Origin of the sequence: Paractinoplanes aksuensis (assembly GCF_024137025.1) — a bacterium.
GTDB lineage: Bacteria > Actinomycetota > Actinomycetes > Mycobacteriales > Micromonosporaceae > Actinoplanes > Actinoplanes aksuensis.
Map to the genome: position 1 here is coordinate 84,756 of NZ_JAMYJR010000042.1, position 19,421 is coordinate 104,176.

At 69.2% G+C, this 19,421-nt stretch carries 19 protein-coding genes; 6 read left to right on the top strand and 13 right to left on the bottom strand.

The window, feature by feature from the left end:
* The first annotated feature begins 18 nt into the window (after positions 1 to 18).
* From M1L60_RS37065 to M1L60_RS37075, 3 genes are all read left to right on the top strand, one after another.
* Entirely contained in the window at positions 19 to 1,227 is a 1,209-nt protein-coding gene (locus M1L60_RS37065) for a lactonase family protein (RefSeq protein ID WP_253242239.1), read from the top strand.
* 235 nt (positions 1,228 to 1,462) lie between these two features.
* Complete coding sequence (locus M1L60_RS37070; protein WP_253242240.1) at positions 1,463 to 1,951, top strand: GGDEF domain-containing protein; 489 nt, start codon at positions 1,463 to 1,465, stop codon at positions 1,949 to 1,951.
* A gap of 359 nt (positions 1,952 to 2,310) precedes the next feature.
* Entirely contained in the window at positions 2,311 to 4,719 is a 2,409-nt protein-coding gene (locus M1L60_RS37075) for a ricin-type beta-trefoil lectin domain protein (protein WP_438862198.1), read from the top strand.
* Positions 4,720 to 4,755: 36 nt separating this feature from the next.
* Here the strand turns inward: M1L60_RS37075 and M1L60_RS37080 are convergent, their stop codons facing one another.
* From M1L60_RS37080 to M1L60_RS37115, 8 genes are all read right to left on the bottom strand, one after another.
* Positions 4,756 to 6,261: an acyl-CoA dehydrogenase family protein gene (locus M1L60_RS37080; protein ID WP_253242241.1), complete on the bottom strand. Its 1,506-nt coding sequence runs from the start codon at positions 6,259 to 6,261 to the stop codon at positions 4,756 to 4,758.
* A gap of 424 nt (positions 6,262 to 6,685) precedes the next feature.
* On the bottom strand, positions 6,686 to 7,252 hold the full coding sequence (locus M1L60_RS37085; RefSeq protein ID WP_253242242.1) for a GAF domain-containing protein: 567 nt from the start codon (positions 7,250 to 7,252) through the stop codon (positions 6,686 to 6,688).
* The gene (locus M1L60_RS37090) at positions 7,249 to 7,824 is read right to left on the bottom strand and encodes a GTP-binding protein (protein ID WP_253242243.1); all 576 of its coding nucleotides are present in this window, start codon (positions 7,822 to 7,824) and stop codon (positions 7,249 to 7,251) included. Before M1L60_RS37090 ends, M1L60_RS37085 begins: the two co-directional genes overlap by 4 nt.
* Complete coding sequence (locus M1L60_RS37095; RefSeq protein WP_253242244.1) at positions 7,802 to 8,176, bottom strand: DUF742 domain-containing protein; 375 nt, start codon at positions 8,174 to 8,176, stop codon at positions 7,802 to 7,804. The genes M1L60_RS37090 and M1L60_RS37095 overlap by 23 nt, the downstream gene beginning before the upstream one ends.
* On the bottom strand, positions 8,173 to 8,607 hold the full coding sequence (locus tag M1L60_RS37100) for a roadblock/LC7 domain-containing protein (protein ID WP_253242245.1): 435 nt from the start codon (positions 8,605 to 8,607) through the stop codon (positions 8,173 to 8,175). Before M1L60_RS37100 ends, M1L60_RS37095 begins: the two co-directional genes overlap by 4 nt.
* Positions 8,608 to 8,641: 34 nt before the next feature.
* Positions 8,642 to 9,982: a sensor histidine kinase gene (locus tag M1L60_RS37105; protein WP_253242246.1), complete on the bottom strand. Its 1,341-nt coding sequence runs from the start codon at positions 9,980 to 9,982 to the stop codon at positions 8,642 to 8,644.
* 223 nt (positions 9,983 to 10,205) lie between these two features.
* Positions 10,206 to 11,825, bottom strand: a complete 1,620-nt coding sequence (locus M1L60_RS37110; RefSeq protein ID WP_253242247.1) for a glycoside hydrolase family 27 protein — start codon at positions 11,823 to 11,825, stop codon at positions 10,206 to 10,208.
* A gap of 2 nt (positions 11,826 to 11,827) precedes the next feature.
* A complete protein-coding gene (locus M1L60_RS37115; protein WP_253242248.1) occupies positions 11,828 to 12,931 on the bottom strand; it encodes a ricin-type beta-trefoil lectin domain protein in 1,104 nt (367 codons plus the stop codon).
* 423 nt (positions 12,932 to 13,354) lie between these two features.
* Between M1L60_RS37115 and M1L60_RS37120 the strand changes: the two genes are divergently transcribed.
* Positions 13,355 to 13,573 (top strand): SAM-dependent methyltransferase, encoded by a 219-nt coding sequence (locus M1L60_RS37120; protein WP_253242249.1) that lies wholly within the window; start codon positions 13,355 to 13,357, stop codon positions 13,571 to 13,573.
* A 28-nt stretch (positions 13,574 to 13,601) separates the two neighbouring features.
* Here M1L60_RS37120 and M1L60_RS37125 read toward each other — a convergent pair whose 3' ends face one another.
* The 5 genes from M1L60_RS37125 to M1L60_RS37145 all read right to left on the bottom strand — a co-directional run bounded on the left by M1L60_RS37125 (position 13,602) and on the right by M1L60_RS37145 (position 18,308).
* Positions 13,602 to 14,753 carry a cellulose binding domain-containing protein gene (locus tag M1L60_RS37125; RefSeq protein WP_253242250.1) on the bottom strand — a complete coding sequence of 384 codons (1,152 nt, stop codon included), beginning with the start codon at positions 14,751 to 14,753 and terminating at the stop codon, positions 13,602 to 13,604.
* 13 nt (positions 14,754 to 14,766) lie between these two features.
* The gene (locus M1L60_RS37130) at positions 14,767 to 16,152 is read right to left on the bottom strand and encodes a non-reducing end alpha-L-arabinofuranosidase family hydrolase (protein WP_253242251.1); all 1,386 of its coding nucleotides are present in this window, start codon (positions 16,150 to 16,152) and stop codon (positions 14,767 to 14,769) included.
* A gap of 230 nt (positions 16,153 to 16,382) precedes the next feature.
* A complete protein-coding gene (locus M1L60_RS37135; protein WP_253242252.1) occupies positions 16,383 to 16,649 on the bottom strand; it encodes an alpha/beta hydrolase in 267 nt (88 codons plus the stop codon).
* Positions 16,622 to 17,032, bottom strand: coding sequence for a hypothetical protein (locus tag M1L60_RS37140; RefSeq protein WP_253242253.1), 411 nt, complete (start codon positions 17,030 to 17,032; stop codon positions 16,622 to 16,624). The genes M1L60_RS37135 and M1L60_RS37140 overlap by 28 nt, the downstream gene beginning before the upstream one ends.
* A gap of 70 nt (positions 17,033 to 17,102) precedes the next feature.
* Positions 17,103 to 18,308, bottom strand: a complete 1,206-nt coding sequence (locus M1L60_RS37145) for a PQQ-dependent sugar dehydrogenase (protein WP_253242254.1) — start codon at positions 18,306 to 18,308, stop codon at positions 17,103 to 17,105.
* A 191-nt stretch (positions 18,309 to 18,499) separates the two neighbouring features.
* On the opposite strand from M1L60_RS37145, the gene M1L60_RS47360 reads away from it, so the two are divergent.
* Positions 18,500 to 18,628, top strand: a complete 129-nt coding sequence (locus M1L60_RS47360; RefSeq protein ID WP_256517961.1) for a hypothetical protein — start codon at positions 18,500 to 18,502, stop codon at positions 18,626 to 18,628.
* A gap of 208 nt (positions 18,629 to 18,836) precedes the next feature.
* Complete coding sequence (locus M1L60_RS37150) at positions 18,837 to 19,373, top strand: RICIN domain-containing protein (RefSeq protein ID WP_253242255.1); 537 nt, start codon at positions 18,837 to 18,839, stop codon at positions 19,371 to 19,373.
* The last annotated feature ends 48 nt before the right edge of the window (positions 19,374 to 19,421 follow it).

Genomic DNA, 19,421 nt, shown 5'->3' on the forward strand with positions numbered 1-19,421 from the left:
GCGTCGGAGGTACGCCGAATGCGTAGAAGAACCGGTATCACCATCCTGATCGCCTTGGTCACGGCCGCCGCCGCGGTCTCCACCGGGCTCGCCTCGGCCCACGAGAGGCCCTCCGGTCCGCCGCCGCTCGACGTCCGGGCCGAGGGCATGGTCCTGGTCCAGTCGAACGACCTCGCGCGGAACGCGATCCTGGCCTTCCGCCGGTACGCCGACGGCTCGTTGCGGGCCGCCGGGGAGTTCCCGACCGGCGGGCGCGGCGGCGCTCAGAAGGACAACCCGTTCGATCCCCTCGCCTCACAGGACTCGCTGGTCTTCGACCGCGCCCACCAGCTGGTCATCGCCGTGAACGCCGGGAGCAACTCGGTCACCTCGTTCCGGGTCCGCGGCGACCGCCTGACCGACCGGCGCACCGTTGGCTCCGGCGGGGATTTCCCGACGAGCATCGCGGTCTCCGGGAACACCGTGTACGTGCTGAACGCGGGCGGCCGGACGAATGTGACCGGGTTCCGGATCGGCTCGGACGGGTTGCGGCCGTTGAGCCGGTCCACCCGCGAGCTCGGCGTGACCAACGACAAGGTGCCGCTGTTCACCGATTCCCCGCCCCAGGTCGGGTTCAGCCCGGACGGACGGCAGCTGCTGGTCACCACGAAGAGCGCTGACACGATCGAGGTCTTCCCGGTCGGCCGGTCCGGTCGGCTGGCGGCGAAGCCGGTCGTCAACCGGTCGCTGGGCGACGTACCGTTCTCGTTCACCTTCGACCGCCGGGGACACCTGCTGATGACCGAGGCCGCTAAGTCCGGGGTCACCTCGTACCGGCTCGGGCGGGACGGCAAGCTGCGGGTCATCACCGGCTCGGTCGAGTCGGGTCAGCAGGTGCTGTGCTGGATCACCCGGGCCGGCCGGTTCTTCTACGGCACCAACCCGGGCAGCTCGACCCTCAGCCTCTACAAGGTCGACGACCGCGGCCGGGTGAGTCTCGGCGGCACCGGTGGGGTGATCGCCCCTGCGGGCGGCGGGAAGGCCTCGGACGACGATCCCGGCGCGGGGCCGATCGACATGGCCGCCACCGCCGACGGCAAGCTCCTCTACGTGCAGAACACCCTGGCCGGCAGCGTCGAGGGCTTCCGGGTCGGCCCCGACGGCTCGCTCACCCTCGTCACCACCCTGACCAAGGGCCTGCCGGTGTTCGCCGGGGGTTCGGGCATGGAAGGGATCGTGGCCTGGTGAACCGGTGACGGTCTGACCTTTACCGGCGCCAGTTCGAGCCGGCCCGGGAATGGCTGGCCGTCGCCTACGGCGCGCAGCTGACCGGGGAGTGCGTCTACGCCGGTTATGACTACCTGACCGCGGACGGGCCGCCGGACCCGTCCGCGGCCGACGTGTTCTATCTGACGGCTTCCGTGACCACCGTGGTCGCGTCCTGTTCGCGCTGGTCATCGTCGGTCTGCTGTTCCTGGCCATCGTGACCCGGCAGTACCTGTTCGTGGCCGACCGGGCGGCCCTGGCCGAGGAGCTGCACGAGGCGGTGCGGGAGCAGGAGCGGCGGGCGGTCACGGACGGGCTGACCGGCCTTCACAATCCTCGCTTCCTGACCGAGCGCATGACGGCCGAGCAGAGCGCCGGGCCGGGCCGGCCGCTGAGCCTGCTCGTGATCGACCTCGACCACTTCAAGACGGTCAACGACACGTGGGATCACCCGGTGGGCGACGTGGTGCTGCGCGAATGCGCCGACCGCATCACGGCCGTGTGCCGGGCCGGCGACGTCGTGGCCCGCTACGGGGGCAAGGAGTTCTTCGTCTGCTGCCCGGACACCGACGAACCGGACGCGCTGGCCCTGGCCGAACGGATCCGTGAGCGGATCGCCCGGACCCCGGTGGCGCACGACGGCCCGCCCATCCGGGTGACGGCCTCGGTCGGCGTGGTGGCCTCGCCAGTTGTGGACCGAGCCTGATGTGAACCTTCACCGCGTGGTGTCAAGAACCTCTTTTTTGTTTGAGTCTGTTTGTCGTAGTGCGAAGACTTGCCTATTCAATAACTGTTACGCGCGCGCGGTTCGAGCGACATGATCTTCTACGGATAGCTAAATGCGCGTTTATGTCGGCTTTTGCTCGGCGACTCGGCGCCGGAAGAGCTTTTCGGGAGCCGTCCATCAATCGATGAGTGTCATTGCCGCGTTAAGTAGTTATCGCTAACTTAACAATCCTCCATCTCTCCAGGCGGACGGCCGGCCGCGAGTTCCGCGCACCGGTCCCCGGGGACGTCGTTGCACAGCATCGGGAGGCGTCAGTGGCAATGACCGGCAAGATCAGAATGAGGAGACCGGACCGAGCCGCCCGGTCGGTTCGCCGGCGGTCGCGCGTGTGGACCGGCGCCGTCGCCTTCCTGACGGCGGTGGCGGCCGGCCTGATGGTGTCCCCGCAACCCGCGCAGGCGGCGACTGCGATCACGATCAACGGGTCGTCCGGCGGGCGGGTGTTCGACGGCGTGGGCGCGATCAGCGGCGGTGGGGGCAACAGCCGCCTCCTCGTCGACTACCCGGAACCGCAGCGCGGCGAGATCCTCGACTATCTGTTCAAGCCGGGCTACGGCGCGGCCATGCAGATGATGAAGGTGGAGATCGGCGGGGACACCAACTCGACCTCCGGGGCCGAACCCAGCCACCAGCACACCCGGGGCGCGGTGAACTGCAACCGCGGGTACGAGTGGTGGATGATGGAGCAGGCCAAGGCCCGCAACCCGAACATCAAGCTGGTCGGGCTCTCGTGGGGCGCCCCCGGCTGGATCGGCAACGGCAACTTCTGGTCGACCGACTCGATCGACTACCTGATCTCGTGGCTCGGCTGCGCCACCTCGCACGGCCTGACCATCGACTACCTGGGCGGCTGGAACGAGCGCGGCCGCGACCTCACCTGGTACAAGAACCTGCGGTCGGCGCTCAACTCTCGCGGGTACTCCAGCGTGCAGATCGTCGCGTCCGACGACTTCGGCTGGGGCTCGGCCGACGACGCGCTGCGCGACCCGGCCTTCGGTGCTGCGGTGTCGGTGTACGGCAGCCACTACGTGTGCGGCTACCGCAGCGCGCAGACGTCGTGCCCGAGCACGGCCAACGCGGTGAACTCGGGCAAGACGCTGTGGGCCAGCGAGAACGGCTCCGACGACTACAACGGCGGCGCGCCCGCGCTGGCCCGTGGCATCAACCGTGACTACATCGACGGCAAGATGACCGCATACCTGAACTGGCCGGTCATCGCGGCTGTCACGCCGAACGTGCCGTGGTCGACCACGGGCGTGGCGGTGGCGCCGCAACCGTGGTCCGGCTACTACTCGATCGGCCGCAGCACCTGGACGATGGCGCAGACGACCCAGTTCACCGCGCCCGGCTGGCGCTACCTGGACAGCTCCAGCGGCTACCTCGGCGGTAACCGCAACAACGGCAGCTTCGTCTCGCTGAAGTCCCCCGACAACCGCGACTACAGCACGATCATCGAGACGATCGACGCCGGCTCGGCCCAGGACCTGCAGTTCACCGTGGCCGGTGGTTTGTCGACCGGCACCGTACGGGTGTGGTCGACCGACCTGCGATCGAACAACCCGGCCGACCACTTCGTGCGGGGCGCCGACCTCACCCCGGCCAACGGCACGTTCTCGCTGACCGTGCAGCCCGGTCGTGTCTACAGCATCACCACCACGAGCGGGCAGGGTAAAGGCACCGCCACCAGTCCGGCCCAGGGCGGGCTGGCCCTGCCCTACAGCGACGACTTCGACGCGTACGCGACCGGCCGTGAGGCCAAGTACCTGTCGGACCACCAGGGCTCGTTCGAGGTGGCCGCGTGCGCCGCCGGGCGGACCGGTCGATGCATCCGGCAGATGTCGGAGCAGACGCCGATCTTCTGGACGACGGGTCACGCCGAGCCGTTCACGCTGCTCGGCGACGTCAACTGGCGCAACTACACGGTCTCGTCCGACGTGCTGCTCGAGAAGAGCGGCTACGCCCAGCTGGTCGGCCGGGCCGGCAACTACAACCACGACCAGCCGCAGAACCTCAACGCGTACTACCTGCGCGTCGCCGACAGCGGGGCCTGGTCGATCCGCAGCAACAGCACCAGCGGCGCCCAGCGGACGTTGACCAGCGGCACCGTGGCCGCGTTGGGCACCGGTCGCTGGCACAAGCTGGCCCTCACAATGAACGGCTCCACTCTGACCGCTGCCATCGACGGCGTCACCGTCGGCAGCGTCACGGACTCGGCCTGGGTGGCCGGCCAGATCGGGTACGCCACCGGGCAGGGCGTGACGGCGCAGTTCGACAACCTGTCGGTCACGCCGCTGGCCGGACCCACCCCGACCGGCGAGATCCGCGGCGCCGGCTCGAACCGCTGCCTGGACGTCAACGGACAGAGCCAGGCCGACGGCTCGGTCGTCCAGATCTGGGACTGCAACGGCGGCGCCAACCAGAACTGGACGGCGACCTCGAGCAACCAACTGACCGTGTACGGCTCCAAGTGTCTGTACGCCCCGAGCACGGCGGGCGGCACCCGGGTCCAGATCTCGACCTGTAACGGCAGCGGCGGCCAGCAGTGGCGGCTCAACGCCGACGGCACCATCGCCGGCATCCAGTCGGGCCTGTGTCTCGACGTCACCGGCCAGGGCACAGCCAACGGCACAGCTGTCGCCCTGTGGTCCTGCAACGGTGGCAGCAACCAACGGTGGATCCGCTCGTGAAGCCGGCCGCACCAGCATCCGGGGCGCCGCCTCGCGTCACCGGAGCAGCGGGTCGGCGCGCCACTCCTCGGCGGGCCAACGGCGTTGGTCGACGTCGCCGATGACGCCGGCGAAGGCGGCCACATGGTCGTCGAACTCGGTCACGGTGGGCAGGCTCCGCCGAAAGCCCAGCTGCGCGTTCCGCAGCCGCTGCTGCAACTGGTGCTCGGTCCAGGCGGCGGTGTAGCCGTGCATGGGGGACTCGGCCTCGGCCTGGCTGGTCACCATGGCCAGCAAGGTCCAGCACACCAGCTCGCCCACCACGGCGGCGTGCATGTGCTGGGCGGCGGCGTCGTCGGGGCGGTCGGCGCCGATCTCGGCGACCTGGTCGATCAACCTCAGCACGGTGGCGGCCGGGCGGGTCTGGTGCACGAGCTTGGCGAACTGGTCGGGGTGCCGGACCAGCGTGGTGCCCAGGTAGACCGTGATGGCCTCGGTGGATCCCTCGAATATTCTGAACAAACGGTAGTCGCGGAAATGCTGACCGACGGTATTGGTGTCGAGGAAGCCGCGGGCGCCCAAAACCTGCAGGGCCATGTCGATGGCCTTCCAGCCCAGTTCGCACCCCAGGATCTTCGCGCAGAAGTACCAGGCTTCGGGTACGTCCTGGCCTTCGTCCCGCCAGGTCGCGATGCGGGAAGTCAGCGTCTCCACCGCTTGAATGGCGGCGCCGGCCTCGGCCAGGACTTCGCGGATGCGACCGTTCTCGGCCAGCGAACCGGTGGCGACCTCGCGCCCCTTCGTGAATCTCTGGGCCAGCTCGAGGGACCGCATGGCCGCGCCCATCGTCATCGAGGCCAGCACGGCCCGGCCGCCCATGAACGCCGCCTTGGCGGTGGTGAGTCCGTCGCCCTCGGCGCCCAGCAGAGCGGACGGGGGCACCCGGAGGTTGTCGAAGGTGAGGTCGTACTGCGGCACCGCGCGCAGGCCGAGGGTCAGCATCTCCGGGCCGATGCCGAAACCCGGTGTGCGGCTGTCGACCAGGAAGCCGGTGATGCCCAGGGAGCGGCCGTGTTCGTCGCGCAGGCCGGCGAACACGTTGACGTATCGCGCGTCGCCGCCCAGCGAGATCCACTTCTTGACGCCCTTGATCGTGTACGAGCCGTCCGGGTGCCGGGTGGCCCGGGTGGTCATGCCGCGGACGTGCGAGCCGATGCCCGGTTCGCTGATGGCGCTGGTGGTCAGGGCCTGCCCGGTGGCCAGCCGGGGCAGCACGCAGCTCTTGACCTCGTCGGTGGCGGAGAACAGGATCGGCGCAATGCCGAGGGTGTTGTGCACCGCGCAGAAAATGGCGAGGTTGGCATCGATGGCCCCGAGCTGGGTGAACACCTGGTTCATGTCGGTGTGGGACAGATTCTGACCGCCGAGTTCCCGCGGCACCTGCAGGCCGAGCAGGCCGGCCTCGGCGAATTCCGAGATGAGGGCCGGCGGCAGGGAACGGCGCTCGTCCATGAGCCGGGAATTGAGGAAGTTCTGGGCGTAAGCGCGGAGGAATCGCAGCATCCCCGATGTCGATGGTGGTTCCGGCCTGTTTTCTTCAACTGCTCGGAAAACGGCCTCGTGAGGCCGGGCCGTAGTGTCCAACATGCGCTCCTCCGGGGATTACGACATTCGCCCGCCGTCTTTTCCGGCGTGGGCGAAGGCCGCCTGCGGGCGCCGGTGTGCGGCCTGGAGGAATAAGGGGGTGCGGCGCGCAGTAATCCGGTGCAACTTGCAGGTTTCTGAGGGTCTCGACCTGCTTTTCTCCTTATCTCGCCCGAACTTTACAACGGGCCGCCCGGTTGCTCAACGGGGTCGCGTCGTTACTAGTAGTAAGAAGCGCAAAGTGTCGTCCGCAAAGCGAACCGGACGACACGGCCCAACAGGGAGATGTGCCGTACCGGGCGGGTTCGCCCCTTTGCGCGGTGCGTGCGGGCTGACCTACGGGTCAGTTGCCTTCTCGGTCGTGGATCAGGGTGACCAACTCCGAGGCCAGCGCCTTGATCGTTTCGAGGCCGGGCCGCCCCCAGGGCCGCGGCTCGACGTCGACCACGCAGACCGTGCCCAGGGCGACGCCGGTCCGGTCGATCAGCGGCGCCCCCAGATAGGACCGGGTGCCGATCTCGTCCACCACCGGGTTCCCGGCGAACCGGGGATAGTCGCAGACGTCATCGAGGACCAGCGCCTTGCGCCGGACCACGACGTACGGGCAGTACCCGTGCTCACGCGAGAACGTGCGACCGGCCAGGCCGGCGCGCAGGGCGGCCGGAACCGAGTCGCCGGCGTGCAGGCCGCCCAGATACTGACGGTCCTCCTGGATGAAATTGACCATGGCCAGCGGCGCATCCGTGATGTCACCCACGCGACGCGCGAACTCGTCGAGGAGCGGATCCGCGTCGCCCCCCAGGCCGAGCTCCCGCAGGCGGCGCATGCGAACAGGAAGTTCCGGATCGGCCGGGGTGAGCAGGTGGCGTCCGGACAGGTCGTAGATCATCCCGGTGCTCCGTTCGGTCATCGGCAGGCTTGGTGGGCGAGGAGGTGCTGCATCAGGCTGATGAGCACGCCGGTGGCGGATCGCTGATCGCGTGCGTCGCAGCGCACGATCGGCGTGTCCGGCTTCACGTCGAGGGCGCTGCGCAGGTCGTCCGACTCGTACCGGCATGTCTTGTCGAATTCGTTGACCGCGACCAGAAAGCCGATGCCCCGCGACTCGAAGAAGTCGACGGCCGGGAAGCAGTCGTCGAGCCGGCGGGTGTCGGCCAGCACGACCGCGCCCATCGCGCCGCTGGACAACTCGTCCCACATGAACCAGAAGCGCTCCTGCCCGGGGGTGCCGAACAGATAAAGCACATGATTCCGGCTGATCGTGATCCGGCCGAAGTCCATCGCGACCGTGGTCGTCGACTTGCCTTCGACGCCGGTCAGCCGATCCGTGCCCACGCCGGCGGTGGTCAGCAGTTCCTCGGTGTGCAGCGGCTCGATCTCGCTGACGGCGCCGACGAAGGTCGTCTTGCCCACGCCGAAGCCGCCCGCGATCAACAGCTTGAGCGCGGACGGGAACCCGTCAGATTCGTCGTTCAAGGGCATCGAGGATGGCCTCCAATACCGTCAAGTTGGTGGAATCGGCCATCGGGTCGGGGGAGCGGGCATCCACCACTCCGAGATCCACCAGGTCGGACAGCAGGATCTTGGTGACGACCGCGGGCAGCCGCAGACGCGCCGCGACCTCGGCCACAGTGGTGACGGTGCCGCAGAGTCCGAGGGCCTGGGCGTGCTCCGGTCCGAGCTGACCCGGTGGCCGGTGACCGGTGGCGATCACCATCGACAGCAACTCCATCGGGGTGGTCGGCTCGGTCCGGCCGTCGCTCACCGTGTACGGCCGGATGAGGCGTCCCGCGGCGTCGTCGAACCAGTGCTCCTCGGTGTCCAGCCCGCTCACCGTCCGCGTACGCCCAGGAACTCGGGTTCTTGCCGAGCCGGTGTCGACAAGTACGGCCGTACGCTCTTGACCAGCTGGGCCATCTCGTAACCGAGCACGCCGGGGTCGGCCGCCTTGCCGGCGACCACCGCGAGCACCGCCCCGGAGCCGGCCGACGAGACGAACAGGAGCGCCTCCTCCAGTTCGGCCACCACCTGCCGGACGCCGTCGCTGCCGCCGAACCGGGTGCCGGCGCTGCGGGCCAGCGAGAACAGGCCCGAGGCGACCGCCGCCAGATGATCCGCGCCGTCGTCGTCGAGCCCGTGCGCGGCCTTGCGCAGCCCGTCGGACGACAGAAGCAGCGCGCTCTGGGTTTCCGGTACCCGGTCGACCAGACCGGCCAGCAACCAGACCAGGTCCTGGGACGTACGGGCGGGATCGGTGCGCGACATGGGAGCCGGGCCTTTCTGGGATCGGAACCACTGGTCAGTCATGACGGCCGGAGCCCGGTGGATCGGCCTCGCCCTGCGAGACGCCGCTCATGAACGAGGCCATCAGGCCCGGGTGATGGTCGCCGGCCGGCTCCGCGACCGGGTCCGGCGGGCCGAGTTGCAGTTGCGGGGCCATGTGGGTCTGCCGGCGGCGGCGCGGTAGCGGGGGCCGCGCGGGCGCGTCCGGAACCGGCGGCGCGGGAACAGCCGCCACGGCGATCGGCCGGGCCTCGGCGTGGCCGCGCCCGGCGTGCGGCAGCGACGAGGTCTCCGCAGCCTGATGATTGCCGAGTGTTTCCCGTACGGGAATGCGCTGTTGAAGTGGAACCCGGCGCTCCAGGGGAGGCCGCCCGGGTACCTCGAGCCGTTCCGGCGGCGGAGCCAGGCGCGGCATCTCCGGCGCCGCTTCGAGCGCCGAGCCGATCAGCGTGGGCGGCAGGATCATCACGGCCTGGATGCCGCCGTAGATGTTGGTCTGCAGCTGCACCACGACGCCGTGCTGCCGAGCGATCATCGAGACCACGTAGAGCCCGATCCGCCCGTCCCGCAGCAGGTCGTCGAGGTTGGTGTCGTCCGGGTTGACCAGCAGCTGGTTGACCCGGTGCAGATCGGCGGGCTGCATGCCGAGCCCCCGGTCCTCGACCTCGATCGCCAGGCCGGAGGCCACCGGCTGCGCGCGGAGCAGCACCTGCGTGTGCGGCGGGGCGAACATCGTCGCGTTCTCGATCAGTTCGGAGATCAGGTGGATGACGCTGGCCACGGCGTGCCCGGGCAGCGTGCCCTCGATGGGGGGCACCAGCTTGACCCGCGAGTAGTGCTCGACCTCGGCGATCGCCGAGCGGAGCACCTCGGTCAGCGCGACCGGCCGGCTCCACTGCCGGCGGGACACCGAACCGCCCAGCACCGCGAGGTTCTCGGCGTGCCGCCTGATCCGGGTGGCCAGGTGGTCGACCTGGAAGAGACCCTTGAGCAGGTCGGGATCCTCGACCTCGTTCTCCAGCGCGTCGAGCAGCTTGATCTCTCGATGCACCAGCGACTGCAGCCGCCGGGACAGGTTGACGAAGACCTCGACGTGCCGGCCCTGGGCATGCCGCGCCGGCTCCCGGGCGGTCGCCGCCGTACCCGCCTGCGCCTGCTGCAGCCGCGCGGTGAGCTGGTCGACCTCGGCGCGGGCCGCGGCCAGCGCCGATCGGGTGTCGGCGAGCTCGGATCGGGACTCGGCGGCCGGGGCCCGCCGTTCGCCGGGCCGGGCGCCGGTGTCCCGGCTGACCCGGACGGCGAACAGGGCCGCGCCGAGCACCGAGACCGCGGCGATCACATAAGGGAGGACGACCATGAGCATCCTTGACTTTGATGATGCGGCAATGTCCGGTCGGTGGAGAAGGCACTCACTGTAAATGCCGTCCGATGCCGGACCAAGGCCGGAATTGTGGACGTCATCGATTCAGTGAATTGTTGGAACTCGATGCGGATTCACCTCATCTGTTGGGGTGAATCGACCGTGACACCGGGTCGTCGGCAGGTTATGGTCCCCGCGGATCCCTAGGCGATCAATGACCTCATCGGCGGCTCCATTGCTGGTTCGCGGCGCCGGTGCAGGTCCACAGCAGGGTCAGGGCGCCGTTGGCGGTCTGGTTGTTGTTGACGTCCAGGCACAGGTCGGACTGATTGTTGCGGACCGTGCCGTTGGCCTGGAACGTCCACTGCTGGTTGCTGCCACCGTTGCAGGCCCAGATCTGCACCTTGCTCCCGGCGCTGGCGCTGGTCGGCGAGTCGAGGCACTTGCCCAGCGCCTGCAGGGTCTGGCCGGAGACGGTCCACCTCTGGTTGGCGGCGTTGTTGCAGTCCCAGATCACCGGCTGGGTGCCGTTGGTGGTGTTGCTGTTCGGCACGTCCAGGCAGCGCCCCGAGGCGGCGCTGACCAGCGCGGCCGAGGCCGGGGTCTGCGGATCGCCGGTGCTGCCGCCGCTGACCCGGTAGACGACCGTGCCGTGGGCGGGCACGCTCGCGCTGATCGAGCCGCTGGTGGCGGTGGTCGCCCCGGTCCAGGCGTCGACCAGGGCGTACGACGAGGCGCCGCTCTTGCCGATGGCCGCCGCCGTGGTCGAGATCGTCCGGGTGGCGTTGCTCTGGTTGAACAGAGCCACCGCCACGTCGCCGTTCGACAAGCGTTTCGCCAGTACGCGGTGATCGGCGTCACCCGCGACCTGTGCTCCCTGGCGGCCGAGGGTGTCCTGGTTGATGGCGATGAGCCGCGGATTCTTGAGGATCGTCTGGGTGGCGGCCGACATGGAGCGGATGTCGTTGCCCGCGATCAGCGGGGCGGCCATGACCGCCCACATCGCGAAGTGGGAACGCTGCTCGGTGTCGGTCAGCGTGCCCCGGCCGACCTCCATCATGTCCGGGTCGTTGAAACCGCCCGGTTCCGCGTACCCGGCCAGCGGCACGTTGACGTCGATGATGTTCTGCACGCCCATCGGATAGTCGTTGACCTGGTTGGTCTTCCACACGAGCTGGATGTCCTCGGTGGTGCGCCAGATGTTGGCCACGTCGCCCCAGTCGCGTTGCGGGCCGGTCTTGGCGTGGATGCTGTTCGAGTTGATGCTGTAGAGGATCGGGCGCCCGGTGGCGGCCAGCGCGTCGCGCATCTTGGCGAACGTGGCGACCTGTTCGTTGATGGTGCCGCTGGGCGAGCACCAGTCGTACTTCAGGTAGTCGACGCCCCAGGCGGCGAACTGCCGGGCGTCCTGGGTCTCGTGGCCCTGGCTGCCGGTCGCGCCCGGGTAGTTGCCGAAGTACTGCGCGCAGGTCTTGTCGAGCGGCGCCTGATAGATGCCGAACTTGAGGCCCTTGCCGTGGATGTAGTCGCCGAGCGCCTTCATGCCACTGGGGAAGCGGGTCGGGTCGGCCTGCAGGTTGCCGCTCGAGTCGCGGTTCGGGTTCATCCAGCAGTCGTCGACCACCACGTACTGGTAGCCGGCGTCGCGCATGCCGGTGCTGACGATGCTGTCGGCCATGCCGCGGATCAGCGACTCGTTGATGTTGCAGAAGAACGTGTTCCAGCTGTTCCAGCCCATCGGCGGGGTGCGGCCGACCCCGTTGTCCAGGGCCTGGGCCGGCGCGGCGGTTCCCGTCAGCAGAAGCAGGGCCGCCGCGAGCAGGGTTGTCAGTCGTCTCATGGTCATCGACCCGTCCAGACCTGGTTGGCGCCGGCGGTGCAGGTCCACAGCTGGACCAGGCTGCCGGCGGCGGTGGCGTTGGCCCTGACGTCCAGGCACAGGCCGGACGCGACGTTGCTGATGGTGCCGTTGGCGTTGCGGTTCCACCGTTGGTTGGCCGCCCCGGAGCAGTCCCAGATCTGCGCCTTGGTCCCCGCGGTGGCGTTGGTCGGCGAGTCGAGACACTTGCCCAGAGCCTGCAGGGTCTGACCGGAGGTGGTCCACCGCTGGTTGGCGCCGCCGTTGCAGTCCCAGATCATCGGCTGGGTGCCGTTGGTGGTATTACCACCCGGCACGTCCAGACACCGGCCGGAACCGGCGCCGACCAGGGCCCCGCCGGTCGGCGTGCCGGTGGGGTCGCCGATGGTGCCGGGGACCGAGCGCAGCGCCGAGTACCAGACCGCGGCCATCTTGTCGTAGCCGCCGGCGGTGGGGTGGACACCGTCGATCAGGTCGGCCGTGGTCAGGGCGGACTGCATGTCGACCAGACGGACCCGCTTGCCGCTGTTCACCTTGCTCTGCACGATCGCCGGCAGCGCGGCGTTGAAGGTGCGGGCGGCTGCCGCCTGGCCCGAGTTGGCGATCGGGATGATCGTGGCCACGAACACGTCCGCCGACGGTGCGGTGGCGGTGATCCGGTCGATCAGCGTGGAGAGCCGGCTCGGCGCGGACGAGACGCTGTAGTTCTGCAGGATGTCGTTCGTGCCGATGTGCAGCAGCACCGTGCGCGGGGTGGTGGCCTGCAGCCAGCGGACGATGTTGGCGTCGATCTGGTCGATCCGCCAGCCCGGATGGCCCTCGTGGTCGTGATCGCCGAGGGCGGCCGGCCCGTTGTACTGGGACCCGACGAAGTCGACCCGGTAGCCGCCGCCGGCCAACCGCGACCAGAGCCCGTTGCGGTAACCGCCGGGAATCTGGGTGCCCTCGGTGATCGAGTCGCCCAGCGGCATGACCCGGACCCCGCCGTTCGATTCCGCGGCGACCGCGGGGGCCGGTGCGACCGCACCGGTGAGCAGGAGTCCCAGGGTCAGAGCGGCTGCGCTGACCAGGCTTCTTCGTTTACGCACGAATGCTCCTCGGCTGCTAGTGAACGTTAACAGCATATTCCAGGCACGTTGCCAGAATGGCTTCTGACATTCAAGTGCGAGAATGCCTCTGCTTTTCGGAAATGAGCGGAAAACGGATGCCGCAAAACTGTTACGCGGCCGGGCCGTGGATGGTCCTGGACGGGTCCACATCGTCTCGCCGAATCGTTACAGTGCCGGGAACTGTTGTCGGACGTCGACAGGGGACAGTGTGACCGGGTCCGATCCGACCGCGCCGGCATCCGGGCCAACCGCGCCGTTCTGCGCCGGATGACCGAGTTCCTCGCGACGAGGCCGGCGTCCGGCAGTTCCTGGACATCGGCACCGGCCTGCCGACGGCCGGCAACACGCACGAGGTGGCGCAGCGGGCCGTGCCGGCGCCCCGGGTCCTTCACCGTCGACTTCATGCCGCCCGAGGAGCAGGCGCACTACCAGCAACTGCTCGGCGCGGGCATCAGCGACATCTGGCCGCGCGACCGGGCAGCTTTCGCCGCCCTGTTCGACGGTCTCGAGCTGGTCGAGCCCGGCGTCGAGCTGATCAGCCGGTGGCGGCCGGGTACCCAGGCCGACCGCACGGACCCCAGCCGCATCAGCATCTGGGGCGCCGTCGCCCGCAAACCCTGAACTGACGGCCGGCCCACCCTGGGGGGTCTCAGGTCCCGGTGCAGGCGACGGTGATTCCGCTGCCGCTACCGGTGCCCTGGAAACCGAAGGTGGCGCTCTGACCGGCGTTGAGCCGTCCGTTGTAGCTCTGGTTGGTGACCGTTACGGACCCGCTGGAGCCGCTGGCGACGCCGTTCCACAGCGAGCTGATCGAGGCGCCGCCGGGCAGGCCGAGCATAACGCGCCAGCCGTTCAACGGGGCCGAGCCGGCGGTGACGGTGACGCCGGCGACGAAGCCCCCGTTCCACTGGTCCTGCACTGCGAAGGTGGCCGAACAGCTCGCACCCGGCTCCTCGGTCGGCGGTGGGTCGCCGCCGCCCAGCGTCAGGTTCTTCTGCTGGACCTGCCACTGGCTGCGGCACAGGCCGCAGTCGGAGCCGGCGAAGTTGGCGCCGGCGGTCGTGTCGCCCTTGAGCCGCCACTTGAGATAGAGCACCGCCACCCGGCCGAACTCGCCGCCGTTGGCCTGGTCGTAGGTGCCGCCGTGGCCCACGTTGAGGTTGCCCATGAAGGCGGGCAGCCCGGACGGGAGCTTGCCCCAGTCGTCCATGGCGTTCGGGTAAGCGATGTCGCCGGTCCCGCCGATGAAGTAGGCGATCGGCTTGGTCAACCGGCGCAGCTGGTAGTCGTCGGCGTCGTTGAGCAGTCCGCTGCTGAAGATCGTGGTCGTGGTGACCCGCGAGTCGTTGGAGACGGCGTACGCCTCGAGGCCTCCGCAGGAGAAGCCGCCGACGGCGATTTTGCTGGTGTCGAGCTTGCCGTAGTACTTGCTGCCGCTGCGGGAGTTCTCGGCCACGGCCCAGTCGATCGACTGCGTGAGCATCTGGGCGCTGGTCGAGCCGCCGGCGTTCGGGCCGCCGCTGGCGATGGCCAGGAAGCCGTGGGAGGCGATCTCCCGCAGGAAGTTCTGCTGGGACAGGCCGTTGGCCGAGCAGCCGCCGTTGCCCCACACGAAGATGGGGAGACGCTCGCTGGGCAGGGTCTGCGGCCGGTAGATGGTGTGGTTGGACAGGCTGCCCGAGGTCTCGTAGTCGGCCGGGTAGGGGCCGGAGCCGCCGACCGCGGCCACGGCCGGCGCCGCGCCGAGGACGACCGCCCCGACGGCGGCCGCCAGCGCCGCGCCGATTCTCGCTCTTCTCATCTCGGTCCCTTCCCTAGCGCTGACGGGTGAGCAGGCCCGGTCGCCACGGCAGGTTGTTGTAGTCGCCACCGGCGCTGGGGTTCTTGCCCTGATAGAGCAGTTGCAGGTTGCAGGCGTCGACGGTCTTGGTCTGGTCCGGGTTGCTGCGTACCAGGTCGCCGTGGCTGATGTCGTTGGTCCAGGTGGCGCCGCTGTTGGCCTTGCCCGCGAACGGGTTGCTCTCGGTGGCCGCCTGCGGGGTCCACGAGCCGTTCAGGCTGGTCGCGGTGAACGAGCGGAAGTAGCGGCCCTGGCTGCCGATGGCCTCGACGAGCATCAGGTACTGGTTCTGACCCGCGACCTTGTAGACCTCGACCCCCTCGAACAGGTTGTCCCGGGAGTCGCTCATGATCGTGGTGTAGGACGCGCCGAAGCTGCCGGGGAAGTTGCCGATCGGCATGCTCGCGCGGTAGATCTTGCCGTTGTCACCGGCAAAGAACAGGTACATGTTCTGGCTGTCGCCGATGAGCGTCTGGTCGATGACCCCGTACGGAGCGTCGGAGATCGTCCCGGTGAACAGCGTCTGGGCGCTCGACCAGCCGTTGGCGTCGGTGGGGTCGGTGGAGGTCTTGTAGCTGAACGAGGTCGGGCCCCACTGGTAGGCCAGCACCCAGATGTTCTTCGGCGCGAAATAGAACAGGGTCGGCGCCACGGTGCCCTGGCTCATGGCGTTCTGGCTGGCCGAGCCCATGTCGGACCAGTTGGTGAACAGACTGAAGTTCATCGACCCGTACGAGCCGTTGGACACTCGCGACGCGTACACCAGGTGCCGGCCGTTGTAGACGACGTTGGTGAAGTCCTTCAGCGACGTCCAGCCGTTCTTCGGTTCGGTCAGCGCACCGGTCGACGTCCAGCGGTAGCTCGACGGCAGGGTGCAGGTACCGCCCGGATCCGACGGCGGCGGGGACGTCGGCGGTGTGGTCGGCGGTGTCGTCGGTACGGTGCCGCCCGTGCAGGTCACGCCGTTGAGCGCGAAGCCGGCCGGAACCGGGTTGCTGCCGGTCCACGACCCGTTGAAACCGAACGACGCCGTGCCGTTGGTCGCGATCGACCCGTTGTAGCCGGCGTTCGTCGCGGTCACGGCCGAGCCGCTCTGGGTCACCGTAGCGTTCCACGCCTGCGTCACCTGCTGCCCGGCGCCGTACGACCACGTCAGCGTCCAGCCGGACACCGCGTCGCCCAGGTTGGTGATCGTGACACTGGCGTTGAAGCCGCCCGGCCACTGCGACGACACGGCGTAGTTCACCGAGCAGCCGGCCGCGGCGGCGCCGGCGGGGCGGGCCGCGACGACGGCGATCGAAGCCAGCAGGGTCAGGCCGGCCGACACCACGGCGACCTTGCTGGATCTCGACAGGTTCATGAGGCTTCTCCCGAGAAAGAATGGGCGTGACCGGGTCCGCCGGCGGGCTTTTCCGCATGCTACGGGAGCGCTCCCATTCGTCTCAATGGATGCGTACGGAGATCGGAAATGTGTTTCTCGTAAACGTGCAAAAATTTACCGACTTAAATGTGTTATGGCGCGTTCCGGCACTGCTGCAGCCGACGAGTCCGTTCCCTCCGGCCGGAGGATGCATCCGCCACCGGACCAGGTCAGCGTGTCCGGGTGACCTCGGGGAACGCGAGGGGCGGCCCGTCCAGCAGGAACGACACGTCGGCGGCGCGGCCTCGCACCACCTGCGGCAGCACCCCGCTCAGTTCGCAGGCCAGGCATCCGGCCACCCGGCCGTCGGGGAACTCGACGCCCCGGGCCTCGTACGGGTGGTCCACACCGGCCACCACGTAGCCGCGGGAAGCCAGCTCCTCGGCCGGCCCGGTGAGAGACTCGCGGCTCAGGCTGAACCCGGGCGACAGCACCACCTGCGGTCAGCCCCGGCCGGTGGGCGGACCGGCCCGTCCCGCCGGGCGTAGGTGGCGACGGTGGTCAGCCCGTCCGGCGGGAGGGGTAGCCCTTCGGCGGCGACGATCCGGGCCGAGACGGCAGCCGTCGTGCAGGGAGCGGGCGTGCCCGGCCCGGGTCGCGACGGGTACCACAGCGACACCATCAACTCGCGTCGGACATCCGGCCGCCACGGGTCGGCCCGGCCGGCGTCGGTCAGATGCAGCCCGGTGGTGCCGACGCTGTACGGGCCGGTGGGCCGGGGCAGGCTGAGAGCGGGGGTAGGGTCAGCGGCGGCGCCGATCGGCAGGGTCGCCACCACGATGGACAGGGCGGCCAGGGTGCGGCCGAGGATCGCAGTCATGCGCCGCACGGTAGGCAAACTCCCGGACGGTCCGGCACTGCCGGAAGTCAGGAGCCGGGCCTGACCGGAGTCACCTGGTGGCGGGGGCGGCGCGTTCGAAGCGGACCCGGCTCAGGAATCCCGGCAGGTCGCTCAGAACGTACAGTTCGCCCTGCGCGTCGGCGGCGAACGCGGTCGGCTGGGTGGGGAAGGAGCCGATCGTGGCCGACTCGTAGACGCCGGGGCGGGGGCGCACGGCGAACGCGTTGGTGTTGCAATAGTCGCTCGCGATGTAGACGCCCCGCGCCTCAGGCGTCCGGGATCCCCGGTACACCACCCCGCCGGTGACCGAGCAGCCCTCGGTCATGAAGTGCTCGTACTCGAAGACCGGGTCGACGTACCGCACGCCCGGCCGGCACTGCTCCGGGTCGAACACCGGGGTGCCCTCCTTGCAGGACCACCCCAGGTTCGAACCACCCTGGTGGGACCGGACGTGGTTGACCTCCTCGACCAGGCCCTGGCCGACGTCACCGATCCACAGCGAGTTGTCGACGTCGATGGAGAATCGCCACGGGTTGCGCAGCCCGTAGAGCCAGATCTCGGGCCGGGCGCCCGGCGTACGGACGAATGGGTTGCCCGCCGGTACGCAGTAGGGCTTGGCCCCGCAGGAGCGGCTGACGTCGATCCGGACGATCTTGCCGAGCAGGGTGCCGAGGTTCTGGCCGGCCTTGTACGGGTCGTTCGCGTGGCCGCCGTCGCCGGTGGACCAGTAGAGGTAGCCGTCACGGCCGAACGCCACCTGTCCACCGTTGTGGTTGCCGTACTCGGCGTGTTCCTGGGTGAGCAGCACCTGCAGGCGTTCCGGGGCGCCGATCGGCAGCCGGGCCACCGTCAGCGCCCCGGCCGGCCGGCTCGTGTACGACACGTACAGCATGCCGGTCCGCGCGAAGTCCGGCGCCGGCGTGATGCCGAGCAGCCCGCGCTCGTTGTCGGAGTTGTCGACCCGGGCGGTCAGGTCGAGCACCGGGTCGGCCGCCAGCCCGGTGTCGGGGTGGTAGGAGCGAACAGTGCCGTCCTTCTCCGCGATCAGCATCCGCCCGTCGGGCAGCCCGGTGATCGCGATCGGACGCCGCAGCCCATAGGCCACCTGCTCGGACACCACGGTCAGTTCGGCCAGCGGCACCGGCCGGCCGCGCGACTGGCCGGACGCCGGGGCCGGGCTCGACAGCGGCGCGGACATGACCAGTACGAGCAGGCCGGCGAGCATGCCGACCGTGCGACTGTGCCTTTGTGTCATGGTGGCTCCTCCAGCGGGGGACGGGCGGTTCGGGAGCGCTCCCACAATATATCGACAGGCGGCGATGAAAGAAGGCCCTGCACCCGTTCGAGGAGTGGAGCGGTGCGACGCTGGCCACCCGGTGGAGCGGCTTCGATCAGCTGGTCTCGCCCGGCTACGGCCTCTACTACGGCCGCACCCCGGCCGGCGCCATGTACCACTACTTCGACCACAACCCGTACGACCTCAACGGCAGCGATCTGCAGTACTTCACGAACGACCCGGTCGACACCCGCGGCTGGACCCAGAAACTGCTCTCGGCCCAACCGCTGAGCAGCTGACCGTCACCGCGAAGGCCCCGCTCCGCCCGATCCGGGAAGCGGGGCCCTGGTGTGCCCGAAGACACCTGTTCTGCACGAGGGCGCCGGACGGGCCGAACCGTGCGGCCGGGGCTGCGTACCGTGCAATTCATTGGTTTTGATCTGCGCCCCGGCTGTCCGGTCTCGGCGCATTCGGGGTGCTGGCATTCGACGGGGGAAGGTGCCCAGCATGGTCAAACGAGTGACAACTGCCTTACTGCTTCTCACGATGGCGGTCGCGAGCACGGTCACGGCCGGTCCGCCCGCGCAGGCGAGGACGGTGACCGCCGAGCAGGCCCAGGCGGCCGAGCTGTTCCGGATCAGGAACGTGAAGTCCGGGCTGTATCTGCAGAACGCCATCGGCAGTATCAGCAACGGCGTCGCGGTCGCGCAGTATCCGCGCAGCACCGACGGCTATCAGTATTTCCAAGAGGTCGTGGACGGCCAGTACCGCAGCTTCATGCACGTCAAGTCGGGCCGCAACATCGGCATCAACATCGGCAACCCGCTGCCCGGGGCCAAGGCGATCCTGGCCAACGGCAGCGCCGCCTACAACCAGGACTGGCTGATGGTCACCCGTAGCGGCACCATCGTGGAGTTGCGGAACCGCAACAGCGGCCTCTGCCTGGGGATCTACGACGCGAGCACCCAGCCCGCCGCGGTCGCCGCCCAGTTCGCCTGCGACGGCGGCGCCAACCAGGGCTGGCAGAAGATCTTCGTGGTCTGATGCCGGACGGGCCCGGGGCGAAGTGCCGCCCCGGGCCCGTTGCTCAGC

Bases quoted from the DNA above. Each gene is read 5' to 3' on its own strand.
- M1L60_RS37120 (WP_253242249.1), top strand. From the start codon at position 13,355: ATGCCGCCCGAGGAGCAGGCGCACTACCAGCAACTGCTCGGCGCGGGC.
- M1L60_RS37080 (WP_253242241.1), bottom strand. From the start codon at position 6,261: ATGCTGCGATTCCTCCGCGCTTACGCCCAGAACTTCCTCAATTCCCGG.
- M1L60_RS37145 (WP_253242254.1), bottom strand. From the start codon at position 18,308: ATGACACAAAGGCACAGTCGCACGGTCGGCATGCTCGCCGGCCTGCTC.
- M1L60_RS37085 (WP_253242242.1), bottom strand. From the start codon at position 7,252: ATGACCGAACGGAGCACCGGGATGATCTACGACCTGTCCGGACGCCAC.
- M1L60_RS37125 (WP_253242250.1), bottom strand. From the start codon at position 14,753: ATGAGAAGAGCGAGAATCGGCGCGGCGCTGGCGGCCGCCGTCGGGGCG.
- M1L60_RS37130 (WP_253242251.1), bottom strand. From the start codon at position 16,152: ATGAACCTGTCGAGATCCAGCAAGGTCGCCGTGGTGTCGGCCGGCCTG.
- M1L60_RS37105 (WP_253242246.1), bottom strand. From the start codon at position 9,982: ATGGTCGTCCTCCCTTATGTGATCGCCGCGGTCTCGGTGCTCGGCGCG.
- M1L60_RS37090 (WP_253242243.1), bottom strand. From the start codon at position 7,824: ATGCCCTTGAACGACGAATCTGACGGGTTCCCGTCCGCGCTCAAGCTG.
- M1L60_RS47360 (WP_256517961.1), top strand. From the start codon at position 18,500: ATGTACCACTACTTCGACCACAACCCGTACGACCTCAACGGCAGCGAT.
- M1L60_RS37100 (WP_253242245.1), bottom strand. From the start codon at position 8,607: ATGTCGCGCACCGATCCCGCCCGTACGTCCCAGGACCTGGTCTGGTTG.
- M1L60_RS37110 (WP_253242247.1), bottom strand. From the start codon at position 11,825: ATGAGACGACTGACAACCCTGCTCGCGGCGGCCCTGCTTCTGCTGACG.
- M1L60_RS37065 (WP_253242239.1), top strand. From the start codon at position 19: ATGCGTAGAAGAACCGGTATCACCATCCTGATCGCCTTGGTCACGGCC.
- M1L60_RS37075 (WP_438862198.1), top strand. From the start codon at position 2,311: ATGAGGAGACCGGACCGAGCCGCCCGGTCGGTTCGCCGGCGGTCGCGC.
- M1L60_RS37150 (WP_253242255.1), top strand. From the start codon at position 18,837: ATGGTCAAACGAGTGACAACTGCCTTACTGCTTCTCACGATGGCGGTC.
- M1L60_RS37140 (WP_253242253.1), bottom strand. From the start codon at position 17,032: ATGACTGCGATCCTCGGCCGCACCCTGGCCGCCCTGTCCATCGTGGTG.